This window comes from Glaciihabitans sp. GrIS 2.15 (assembly GCF_035984695.1).
Classification (GTDB): Bacteria; Actinomycetota; Actinomycetes; order Actinomycetales; family Microbacteriaceae; genus Lacisediminihabitans.
In genome coordinates this window covers 303,809-315,964 of record NZ_JAXCHU010000001.1, presented here as the reverse complement: position 1 = coordinate 315,964, position 12,156 = coordinate 303,809, and the positions used below count along the sequence as shown (strand labels likewise).

The following is a 12,156-nucleotide window of genomic DNA, read 5'->3' as shown; positions in this document are numbered from 1 at the left end:
CGGTGTCATAGAAACCATTGCGCCCTCTATCGCTTGAACAGACGAGAGAGGAAGGATGCCGGTGCCGGTTCTGTCGCGTGACCGGGGCAGCGGTCGGCAGCAGGTACCTTCTTCATGACCTGGTCGACGTGCTCTCCACATCCCGCCCAGGTGGTCTTTCCGCAGGTCTTGCAGGTTACTGCTCTTCACATCGGGTTCTCCTCTGGCTCATTTGGCGCTGAGACAAGTATACCCCCCAGGGTATCAAGATCGACCTAGTACAACTCGTCGGCACATGTACCGGCGCCCTCCGCACCTCAGATCGAGGGGACGAGCAGATGGCGAAGAGCGTGTCCCGCGGCGAGATCCACGAGGGCTGCTGGTGCTTCCGACAACGGCCGGCGCGCAGAGACCAGGGAGTCGAGATCGAGGTCGCCGCTCAGATAGAGGTCGACGAGCCAGGGGATGTCTCTCTGAGGAACGACGGATCCGTAGTTGGAGCCGAGGATGCGCTGGTCGGCCTCGGCGAGAGCTAATGGGTCGAATCGCGCGTGCTGGCCGGTGGGTGGTAAGCCGACGATCACCGCGGACCCTCCGAGGCCGAGCGCGGCGATCGCCTGCTCCGTAGTGGAGATCTTGCCGATGGCGTCGAACACATAGTCGAGACCTTCCGGAACCATTTCCGTCAGCGCGGCCACGGCATCCGTGCTGCTGCTGTCGATCGCGTCGGTGGCCCCGAGGCGAAGGGCGAGTTCGAGCTTCTCCGGCATGATGTCGACCGCGATAATCCGGGACACCCCGGCCAGACGAGCACCCTGCACGCAGGAGAGTCCGACCCCGCCGCACCCGATGACCGCGACGGTGGAGCCCGGTTGTACGTTCGCGGTTTTCGTGACGGCGCCGACGCCGGTAGCGACAGCGCAGCCGACCAGGGCGAGCACGTCGAGCGGGGCATCCATCCGTACCCGGATCGCCCCGGACACTGGCACCACCACGCGCTCGGCAAAGGATGAGACGCCGAGGTAGTGATGAAGCGTGCGACCGTCCTTCGAGAGCCTGCTGGTGCCATCGTGCAGCACACCGAGGGGCGCCACCACCGAGGCGACCAGAGAGCACTGTGCTGGTCGGCCGGCCAGGCAGTAGCGGCAGGTGCCGCAACTTGGCACCCAGGAAAGCACGACATGGTCGCCAATGCTCAGGTCGGTTACCCCGGGGCCGAGAGCGCTGACGATTCCCGACCCTTCGTGGCCGAGCACCACAGGAGTCGCGATGTCCCAGTCGCCCGAGACGACATGTAGGTCGGAATGGCACACTCCTGCCGCTGTGATGGTCACTTCCACTTCGCTGGACTGCGGCTTTGCGAGTTCGACGTCGGTGAAGATGGGATCCGATCCGGGTGCCTCGAACAGGATCGCCTTCATCGACGGGTTCCGAGGCGATGTGGGGCAGATCGGGTGGCGGATGACAGGATGGCAGCGCGGGGCATACGGGACTCAGCTTTCGACATCGGCGGTGGGTTCTGCACCACTGAACTTCGTTGCAGAGTGCCAGACAGAACAGATCTCGTCAACAGTCGGTTCGAAATGATTGAAGAAGCCCGGATGCCCGCCCGCGTCGTGCTGACGCCCGCTCTTCGCGACTGATCCGCAAGGCGGACCGACCCGGTGACTATCCCGCCCGGCGGGCATCAAGGCGTCTTGACACCGAGCCGCTGATGTGCGGCGCCAATCGTTGGGACGGACCCTCGATCACCCGATTGAATCCCCAGGCCGCAAGCACGGCCAGCGGAACCGTGATCAGCGCCACGAGCCACCAGCGATCGTCCCCAAACATGAAGGTGAGGGTGGCAAGGAGAGGCATATGGATGAGATAGAGGCTGAACGAGACTCTGCCGAGCCACTGGGGTGCCCTGGCCTCCAGCGCGGCACGCACAGGGGGCACACCGATGGCGGCCAGCACCACACCGGCGGCACCGAGCACCGAGAGCTGGGCCAGAAGCGCACCCGCGACGGAGCCAGCCGGTACCGGTGGTCGCAGGAGCCATTGGCAGATAAGCAGCAGAAGCGCGCCCCCCAGCCAGTGCCACGCCCCACAGGGTGGAACGCCGTCTGAGCAGGCGGCGCCTCATCCACTCCCGAATCGCTTCCAACCGCACCGCCATCAAAGTGCCGATGAAAAATACCGGAAGGTACCGGAGCCCATCGATACCGCTAAGAACGCCGATCGTGCTGAGGGCGACAGCCGCGGTGAGGGCGATCACCCAGTACCGGGCGGTCACGACAGCCAGTGCCAAAAAGAGGGGAAGCAGAACGGAGAACAGCAGCTCCCACCGCAACGACCAGAGCACATTGTTCAGGTCGTAGGAGAAGCGGATGAGACTGGCCTCTGTGAGAAAAGTGCTCCAGTTCGTCGATGTCGCCTGGGAAGTGTCCATCCACGTCCCTTGGCCCACCGTTGAATCATCTCGCGGGATCAGCCAGATGAGTAGCGTTCCAATGACGATTGACACCCACACCGGCAAATAGAGTCTCGCCAGCCGGCCACTCAGGAAACCTGACCACGAAAAGCTGCCGGGTTTCAACGCCGGCAGGGCGACCACCAGCCCGCTCAAGACGAAGAACACGAGCACCGCTTCCGATCCGGCTGTCATGAGTTTAAGCGGTGTTTGCGACATGAACCATAACGGGCTACCGACTCCGGACCCTCCCTGCCGGCGCAACACTGACTCCGCTACGAGGAAGAGATGGTAGAGCACTACGACTATCGCAGCCACTCCTCTCAGTCCATCTAGAGCGGTGAGACGGGTCCCGGGTCCCCCGGCTTTTGTATGGGCGTTGACTGACGTGCGCTCGGCCGTGAGGGAAGAACTCATCCAACGAAGGCTCGGAAGTATTTCTGTGCATCGCGTCTACATCCGGCGTAGTTTTTCTCTACACCGGAGTGCAGGCACACAAACGCCCACGCAATCTCAATGATTACGGGGGCTGTTCGTGCATCCAAGATGCATTCTCGGCTCGTCTAGGTCAGTCTCGCCGGGCCTGAACTGTCGAATAAGTGTCCACTGATCGATCAATGCGCAAGTATTCGAATGGCTAACGGGGCGAACTCCAGCACCCTCCAAATCCGTCTTGGCGATCGAGGCGCGGGCCGGACAGTTAAGGCACCTCTGCGTCGTCTTGGCGCCATCCGGTTGGTCGCCGAAGGGGTGGCGTACCCTCACGTCAAACGATCAGTGCGACACCGCGTTTACGAAGCACTCGATAGATCACGGATCCGTTCAGCTGGTCTGTGCCCATCGAGTGTCTTTCGCGGTCGCGAGCTGAGCTGCTGAGCTGCCGCGCTGCCGCGCTGCGATGAGCTTACTTGCTCGCAGAAGAACACATCCATGCTGCTGGCGACTCGGAATGCGTCGTGTTCGGCCATCTTGGTTCCGTGATCCCAGATGGGCGAACCGCGGAGGTGTGCCGGAAGCGTACTGATCGTTTTGATGAGACTATCGCGAACCGTTTGGCAGTGCGGTCGTTCTGGACGTGCACGAGCAAGATGTCGTGGCTGCTGCGCTCCACCAGCGTCCCGATGGCGGATTGGCTGAGGGTTCCTGTGATGAGGTCGCCGCGATGGAGGCCACCGGGGCGCGCGGGCTGACCTGGGAGACTGAATGGCGATCGTCCGTGCCGACCTTCATCTACCTTTCGGTGCGAGTACAGCGGCAACGACCTGCAGCGTCGGCGTATCCGGCGGTCAAAACGTTGCACGGGCGGCGAGACAAAGCGCCCCAACGAGTTCGGCCCGGCTTCCGTGTTCTGCCGCTGCAACGGTCATTCCTTGAGCTGCTGCAGGTTGCGCATACTGATCGATACCCAGTCTGATGCCGGTGAGGAGCGCAGGATTGGCCGTTCCGAGTGCGCCGCCGACCACTAACAGACTGGGGTTGAGCAGGTTGCACAGCGACGACAAGGCTTGACCAACAGTGCGACCGGCGTCGCTGAAGATGCGATCCGTGATTTCGTCTGCAAAGGGGAGGCTGTCGATTCGGTCGATGGTGACGCCTTCGTGACTGTGGGCTAGCTGCGCGACGACTCTGTCGACTGAAACCACTGCCTCAAGACACCCTCGGCTACCGCAGCGACACAGCTCTGCGTTGTTTTCGAGACGATTGTGCCCTATCTCACCAGCTAATCCTGCTGAGCCTTTGTAGATTCGGCCTCCCAGAATGAGTGCCGCTCCGATGCCGTCGGAAATTTTCACGTAAAGAACGTCATCATGCCCGGCTGCCACACCGCGACGATGTTCCCCGATCGCGCCGAGGACAGCATCATTTTCGACCAGCACGCCGTGCCCCAAGCGCCGCTCCAGCTCCGCAGCCGGATCAAGCCCGACCCAGCCCGATAAAATAGTGGGGGATCGGACCACTCCGCGTTGCGCGTCCACGGGGCCAGGGATACCCGCCACAATCGTGACAAGATCGCCGACTTCGTATTTTGTACACAACCCGTCGAGAAGGTCGCAGGCCGCATTCATTGCCTCCTGCGCGTTCAAGTCGACGTTCAGCAACGTCATCGCGCTCGCAATCTCCGCGCCAGAACCATCAGCCAGGGCCACGGAAATGTGCTTGTGGCCAAAATCGATGCCCGCTACCCATCCCGACAATGGAGTCGGGCGCAGACGTAGAGCCGGTCGACCGCTCCCCGATCCCTTGCCTCGAAGGAGAGGGTCGACCTCCACCACACGGCCCTCGCGTAAAAGCCTTCGCACCAGGAACGTGACACCGCTTGGCGACATCGACGCCGATGAGGCCAGTTCTGAACGAGAAAGTCCCTCAGGGGCACGCCGAATACGGTCGTAAAGGTCTTCAAGGGCCCTCTCTCGCGGGGCGACAGCTCTGACATCGATCACCATGTCAGCATAAGCAGTATGTCGGAGCCAATATATTTTTTTTTGCGATGAATGGCCAAAAAAAAGTACAAAATGCAGTCTTTCAGGCATTGACTGACAGGAAGTTTCGAGGTTGACTTGCGTCAACTTCGGTGTCCGCAACTCTTCCGCGCATAGCAGTAGAGACGCCGAGGATGCTTGCTTCCGGGTCGAAGATGACTCTGAAGAGTTGGATCAATCCGGTAATGGTGTCAGAGAGGACAACCGTGAATCAGATCAGCAATCAAGGGCGACGTGACAGAAGGGTCGCAAAGACCGCGCTGTCCATGTGCGCAGGGGGTGTCGGAATTGCACTCGTGTTGAGCATGACCTCGGGAACACTGGCGGCGGCCGCCGCACAGCCAACCCCGGCGCCCACCCCCCGGGTCTCACCGGCTACCGCCTCGGACGCCCCATTCACGAAGACCGTCAAATATCTTCTTTCCCAGATGACCCCGGGCGAAGAGGTTACCGTTATCGAGCACGGCATCGATCCAGATAAACACGGCCAAGCTGGCTACCTGGCCGGGGTTCCTCGACTTGGCATCCCCGCAATCCGGCACGCTGACGCCTTGGGCATCAACGTGTACGCCGACGGAACAGCGTTCCCGACCCGACTTGGTCTCGCCTCTTCCTTCGACCGCAATGCGTACAACGTGCTCGGTGAAGAGGTCGGAAAACAAGGGAGGGCTCTGGGCGTAGATCTCGTTTACGGTCCCCAGGTCGATATGGCGCGCTACCCTTCCTGGTCAAGGAATTTGACGACGAATGGTGAAGACGCGTATGTCTCCTCTCAGTTCTCCGCGGCCGAGATCAACGGCATTCAGAGCACCGGTCTCATGTCACAGGTCAAACACGTGTCGTTCTACAACGGCCAAGATCGAGACACACCGTCGCTGATCGGATCACAGGCGGCCCACGAAATCTATCTCGCACCAGCGCAGTCCGCGATCCAGCAGGGCGGCGTCAGCTCAGTAATGTGCTCCTACGCGATCTTCCAGATTGTCGGCGAGCAAAGCGCATCACAGTACGCCTGCTCGAACTCCAATCTCCTCACTAACATCGTCAAAAACCAGTTCCAACTCAAGGGTTTCATCACGTCTGACTACACCGCCAGCAAGGCTACGTCGGACGTTTTGGCTGGGATGGACAATGAGTTCGCCTCTAGCAACCTGTCGGCGTCCACGCTGGTCCCGCTCATCGACTTGACTTCATCATCCTTCAGTGCCCCTTATGCCGCTGCGACGGCCAATGCGGTCGCGCGCATGCTGTACGAGTACGAGCGCTTCGGCCTGCTTGACAACAGCAAGATTCCCGCTGCCTCCGAGTCTGGAGTACCACAGCACGGTGACGTCACATCCACCTACAACGGCACGAGCGTTGACAAGCAGAGTGGCGATAATGTCGCTCTGGCGCTAGCCGAGGAAAGCGGTGTTCTCCTGAAGAATGACAGGGATGCGCTTCCCCTATCAACGAACAAAACAGTGGCGGTCGTCGGCCCCACCTCGACGCTCCTACCCGCAAGCCCGGGCGGCGAACGAGCTCGCGGCTTTGGCGATCAGGTCCAATACAGCCCGCTCATGGCCATCACGGCGCAGGTGGGTTCGGCGAACGTCACATCCGCACCGGGCGTGGATTGGATCGGGGAGACCGTCCCCACCGCCAACCTGAGAGTGTCGAAGGACATAAACGCCCTGCCCGGCCTCACCCGCACGAGCACCGACGGCTCCACGACCGTGGATAGCACCATTGACGGCCAGCAGACGACCCTTGCCAAGGGCGGCCAGTACACCTGGACCGGTTACCTGAACGTCACCACAGCCGACACCTATGGGCTGCTTCTCCAGCGGCCATACGGTATCGACACAGGCAACAAGTCGGCGTACAACGGCGGCATCCAGCAGGAGGCCAGCCGCAATGCTCCGCCGGAGCCGCTCAGCCTCAGCGTTGATGATGCTGCGCAGACGATCGTGAACCCCGGAGGGAACATCCTTCAGAACGCATTCCCTGGCGGGGTGCGAGCGTCCAATGGCCAGTATCTCGGCAAGCAGAACCTGGGCGTGAGCCTGGAACTGTCGGTCGGACCGCACAAGATCAGCTTCACCTACAAACCGACCATGACAACAGCCACGGCACCAACGGTCCGCTTCGCCTGGGCCCCCCTGGCACAGAACACAGCCGAAGCGGTCGCGGCGGCGAAGGCGAACGATGAGACTGTCATTTTCGTGGATGATTCCACCCCAGGGATCACTCAGGGTGCCGGACCGAACTCGTCTACGTCGGCCGCCCTTCGGATCCTCAACGCGACGCAGGTAGACCTCATCAACACCGTGAGTGCCGCAGCCCATGCGGCCGGCCACAAAGCCGTTGTCGTCCTCAACTCCGGAACCGCTGTAGCGATGCTGCCCTGGGTCAACAACGTCGATTCCGTCCTCGAGATGTGGTACCCGGGCGAACGGGGCGGCGAGGCAACCTCCAACCTGCTCTACGGTCTGGTGAACCCATCCGGCAAACTCCCGATGACGTTCCCCAAGAACGACGAAGCCACGCCCTTTTCCGGCAATCTCGAGCGCACCACAGGAACGCAGACCGGAACGGAGACCACACCGTCAATCAAATGGACAGACGGAGTCGATGTGGGCTACCGCTGGTACACCGACCCGAGCGCGAACGTAAATGGCTATAAGCCGCTTTACCCGTTCGGTTTCGGGCTCTCCTACACGACGTTTCGGTACTCTGGTCTTCACGTGAAGAACGCGAAGGACGGCGGGCTTGACATCAGATTCACCGTCAAGAACACGGGCAAGAAAGACGGCGCAGACTCACCTCAGGTGTACATCGGAGCTTCCCCCGATCTTGCCGTACCGACTTATGACGCCAATGGCATCGTGACTGGCGGATTCCAACAGTCCGCACAGAAGTTGGTGCAGTTCGATCACATCCAACTGGCCGCCGGTCAGTCGGAGACGCAAACCCTCCACGTCGACCGGCAGCAGGTATCCGCCTGGGACACAGTCGGTCAGAAGTGGGTAATTGGATCGGGTGACCGAACGATCAGCCTTGGCGCCTCATCCGAAGAACTTGTTTTATCTGTCACCCGGAAAGTACGGTAATCCGTATTTGCTCCCTCGGTGGGGCGGCGGGAGGACAAGGGCTCGTATTCGACAACGTCTTACTGATCCCCGCGTAACCCTATGGCTGGGCGGCCAACGCAAAGGTCGCCCAGCCGGATCACTACCTTGGGTCGCAAGCCCTTTACAGTTGGCACGCCTGATCGGCACTTTCCTCGCCGTCAACACGACGGATCCCGCCGCTATCTCGGCCACGGAGCCCCTACCCACTCTCAATCCGCCGGCGCCAACCAACCCAAGAAGGCGACCACACACCTCCAAAACCTCAGCGCCCAACAAACCGAAGGATCAGACCGACTCAGAGACACCACCCACCGGGACGTCACCCGAGCGGTTCGCCTGGTGTTGGATGCGAATACCGATCACGCAGTGCAGTTGGTCTGGTTGGGGCGAGAGCGCCACGAGTAACGGCGAAAAAACGTGATCTTGAAAAACACGTCGGCTTGCCTATCGCGGCGAAGTTCGGCCGCCCTGGTAGCCCGACCCGTTTGTCAACACTCGAACGTAGCAAGCGCAAGCTGTTGTGGTGAGGACTACAGAAGTTGGTCCGTCACGAAGCAATCGCCTCGAACCGACCCGCCAAGGTCACGCTGGGCGCCACCGACCCCACCATCTGCAGCTTCGAACTGCGCCAGGGCAAATGCCGCCGTTGTGGTTGTGGGGCCTTCGGCTGTTACACCAAACTTGGATGCACTCCAGCACGGCGGTCCGTGCCGTGAAGTCTTTAGAGAAGCTTGGCAGTGCGCGGAACGCCGCTGTCGAACTCGGACCAGACACCGCCATCCACGCGGTCGTGCAGGGACCCGCCGTTCGGTCGCACGCCGGGACGGCACCTTTTCCGATGAGCTTAACGACACCATCCTCGACCCGTGCGTGATCATCCTGGTCTGCCAGAACAGCCTCCGCTCGATGAGCCCGGCCTCGTCGGATCTGCGCGCGCACGTTCAATCTGTCCCCCGCCGCGCAAAACCATAATCGGTTGGCGAGGCTTACGTGCGTGTCTTGTCAGCAACTTGTCAGGTCGGCTACCTGGGGAAGTGGGCGATGATGGAGCCGGGGAGTAGGGGAGACAGAGCTCTGCATTTTTTGAAAGGCGACCGATGATTGTGCTGACGAGTATCCCCAGCCCCCCGTCCGAGTGGTCCCAGTTCCACCTGGGTCCACTGACGATTCACACCTATGCCATTTGCATTCTGACCGGGATCATCGCGGCCGTGATCATCACCCAGCGGCGCCTGTCGCGCCGCGGCGCGCCGAACGGCGTGGTGCTCGACATCATCCTCTGGGCTGTACCGATCGGTATCGTTGGCGCCCGGTTCTATCACGTGTTCACCCACGTCGGAGATTACTTCTTCTCGGGCGCCAATCTCTGGAATGTCTTCGCGATTTGGGACGGCGGCAACGCCCTCTACGGCTCACTGCTCGGCGGTGCCATCGGCGCCTACATCGGCTGCCGTCGACACGGTATCCGGTTCTGGTCCTTCGCCGACGCACTCGCCCCGGCGATGCTCGTCGCACAGTCCCTCGGTCGGTTCGGGAACTACTTCAACCACGAACTCTTCGGATTACCGACCACCCTTCCTTGGGGCCTGCAGATCGAAGCCACCAACGCCAAGTTCCCGCCCGGACTTGCCGCTGGCACTCTGTTCCACCCGCTGTTCCTGTACGAGATCATCTGGAACCTGATCGGTGTCGCCATCATCCTGCTCCTGGAGCGCAAGCTGCATCTGCGCTGGGGTCGGTCCTTTGCCGTGTATCTCATCTGGTACGGGCTCGGCCGCAGTTGGCTTGAGGCGATCCGCATCGACCCGACGAGCGACGGCTTCCTCGGCATCCCCGCCAACGTGTGGGCATCATTCGTCGCGATCGCCCTCGGCATCACCCTCTTCGTCGTCCAGACCCGACGGCACCCCGAGGACGAGCTCTCGGTCTTGCGGGACGGATGGGTGCCCCGGGAGCATCGAGGTGCGCCGCCTGCCGGGAACACTGGACTGAGCGCGGCCGTGGGTTCGAGCGCAGCCGAGGAAACGGTGCAGCCCGCGCCTCGGCGCTGAGGTTCAGGCGACTCCTGTGACCCGCCACCGCGTCAGCAGGTAGCTCACTGTCACCGCCCCGGCCACACACAGCATCGTCGGCACCAATAGTGCGGGTCCCTGGTTCGTGAACTCAACTACGAGCACGATCGCCGTGAACGGGGCGCGCATGGTCGATGCGAGAAACGCCGCTGCCGCGACAAAGGCGAATGCCGCCACCGGTCCCCCCGGCCAGGCCAGCTCCCACACGCCGCCGAGGGCCGCGCCCAAGCACGCTCCGATCGCCAGAGACGGTGTCAGCGTGCCGCCCGCTGCGCCACTGCCGATCGTGGCTGTGGTGGTGAGGACCTTTATCACGGCAAGAACGGCAATCATACCGATCGGCATCAGTGCCGAAAAGGCAGTCTGTCCCAATGCTCTTCCGTTGCCCAGAACGGCCGGGAATGGAATAGCGATCAGCCCGACTGCGGTGAAGACGAGGGGCATCACGACGACGATCCTCCACGATCGTGGCCGAATGCCTTCCATGAGTCTCACGAGGCGAACGAAACCGAGTGCGGTGAACCCGAACACCGGGCTGGCCAGCACGGCCCAGACGAACAGTGACGGGGACAGGTCGAAGCGCGGCATTGTGTACAGCGGTGTCGAGGCAACGTCGATCCGAGCCACGATGGTTGCAATGGCTGCGGTGGCCAGGGCGGGAAGGGCCGTGGCGAAGCTGATCTCCGCCAGCAGTATTTCGACCGCAAAGAGCGCACCCCCGAGGGGAACGTTGTACACCGCGGCGAGGCCCGCACCGGCCCCGCAAGCGACCAGGATCCGCCGCTCGCGGGACGTGACCCCGGCCTTGTCGCTCAGCCATCCGGCGATTGCCGCTCCCAGCTCCCGCGGGGCCACCTCTCGACCGATGGATGCGCCGAGGCCCACGATGATCACCTGAAGCCCGGTATTGATAACCGTCGACAGCGGAGGCATCCGCCGGCCGGCGATGCTCTGCTCGACCGGCACGATCGGGGCGCCCCAGCGGCGTAGTGCCCACCACCCCACGCCCCCGATGACGCCCGCAATGGCGAGCACTGCGACCCTCCGCTGGGGTGGCGCCTGGCTAATGCCGTCGAGAAACGTGCCGACCGAATAGCCGTAGGCGAGGTGCTCGATGCCGTGGAGCGCGGCACTCACGACCAAGCCACCAATCCCCGCTCCGATCCCCACCAACGCCGTCACGACGACCATCCGAATCAACCACGAGGGGGCCGGTTGGGGCGGGAGCATCACCTACCGAGCATAGCCACCGGCGATCGATGGGTCCGCGGGATCACGAACGGGTTCCAGACGGCGAGCAGGAGGGTGCACTCCCCCAAGTCGATAACCGCGACGGCCACCAGGATCGTGCCGGCAACTCGACAGGCGACCACAATGGTTCGCCAGGCGCGCTGTGGCGGGTGTGGAACGCGAGGGCCATCGCGATCCACGCGACGAATACGACGTGACCGCTCGGCAACGACGCATCCGGTGGCGTGGGGAAGAAGGAGTGGGCAAGCGCAGCGGCGGGTGGACGCGGGCGATTAACCAGCATTTTCGCAGCGTCGCTGCGCAGTCAGTACGGGCGGCCACGACCCCGAAGGTCAGTGCCGAGCGCCCGTTGCGGGCCGCCACCCAGGTGATCAACGCGACCACGACGGTGAGACCGATCTCCCCGGGACGGGGGCAGAGTTTGTAGATGACGAGCGTGACATCCGTAGCCGCAATCGGGTGAACCAGGCTCAGCGCACGATCAACACTCAGAGCTAAGGCGGTGACCGCGCATGACTTGGAGAGGAACAGTCCGAACAAACGCACGGTGAGCAGTGGGATTGTCCCACCTGCAACGGTCCGCCGCAGTTGCCTCAGCGGTTGCCTTGGGCCCGGCACGGTTCGGGAATGCGAGGTCTGCCCGGCGGGGGACGATTCTGTTATCAATCTTACACGGTTCCTGCTCGAGGATCGCTGGGTCGCACGGCCCGAAGCCTTGGAGCGTCTAGCGGATGCCGCCGAGCGGCCCTTTCTCGCGAGTGTGCCGCGGCTCGGTGTTTGCCGATGATTATGAGCGCCGGAATTTT

General features: G+C 62.3%; 7 protein-coding genes and 1 pseudogene. 3 read left to right on the top strand and 5 right to left on the bottom strand.

The window, feature by feature from the left end; translation table 11 throughout:
* Positions 1-296 precede the first annotated feature (296 nt).
* The 4 genes and pseudogenes from RCH11_RS01525 to RCH11_RS01515 form a co-directional block, all read right to left on the bottom strand.
* Positions 297-1,400 carry a Zn-dependent alcohol dehydrogenase gene (locus tag RCH11_RS01525; protein ID WP_327055213.1) on the bottom strand — a complete coding sequence of 368 codons (1,104 nt, stop codon included), beginning with the start codon at positions 1,398-1,400 and terminating at the stop codon, positions 297-299.
* Between the two features lie 247 nt (positions 1,401-1,647).
* A complete protein-coding gene (locus tag RCH11_RS01520) occupies positions 1,648-2,031 on the bottom strand; it encodes an acyltransferase family protein (protein WP_327055391.1) in 384 nt (127 codons plus the stop codon).
* A gap of 49 nt (positions 2,032-2,080) precedes the next feature.
* Positions 2,081-2,851 (bottom strand): annotated as a pseudogene (locus RCH11_RS18120) (acyltransferase family protein); the annotation flags it as partial.
* Between the two features lie 869 nt (positions 2,852-3,720).
* The gene (locus RCH11_RS01515) at positions 3,721-4,761 is read right to left on the bottom strand and encodes an ROK family protein (protein ID WP_327055390.1); all 1,041 of its coding nucleotides are present in this window, start codon (positions 4,759-4,761) and stop codon (positions 3,721-3,723) included.
* A gap of 458 nt (positions 4,762-5,219) precedes the next feature.
* Here RCH11_RS01515 and RCH11_RS01510 point away from each other — a divergent pair, with 458 nt between their 5' ends.
* Together RCH11_RS01510 and lgt are read left to right on the top strand one after the other, a co-directional pair.
* A complete protein-coding gene (locus RCH11_RS01510) occupies positions 5,220-8,006 on the top strand; it encodes a glycoside hydrolase family 3 protein (protein WP_327055212.1) in 2,787 nt (928 codons plus the stop codon).
* Positions 8,007-9,124: 1,118 nt separating this feature from the next.
* The gene (gene lgt, locus RCH11_RS01505; RefSeq protein ID WP_327055211.1) at positions 9,125-10,078 is read left to right on the top strand and encodes a prolipoprotein diacylglyceryl transferase; all 954 of its coding nucleotides are present in this window, start codon (positions 9,125-9,127) and stop codon (positions 10,076-10,078) included.
* A 3-nt stretch (positions 10,079-10,081) separates the two neighbouring features.
* On the opposite strand, the gene RCH11_RS01500 is transcribed toward lgt, so the two are convergent.
* Positions 10,082-11,329 (bottom strand): chloride channel protein, encoded by a 1,248-nt coding sequence (locus tag RCH11_RS01500; protein ID WP_327055389.1) that lies wholly within the window; start codon positions 11,327-11,329, stop codon positions 10,082-10,084.
* A gap of 163 nt (positions 11,330-11,492) precedes the next feature.
* Between RCH11_RS01500 and RCH11_RS01495 the strand changes: the two genes are divergently transcribed.
* The gene (locus tag RCH11_RS01495; RefSeq protein ID WP_327055210.1) at positions 11,493-11,777 is read left to right on the top strand and encodes a hypothetical protein; all 285 of its coding nucleotides are present in this window, start codon (positions 11,493-11,495) and stop codon (positions 11,775-11,777) included.
* Positions 11,778-12,156: the final 379 nt, after the last annotated feature.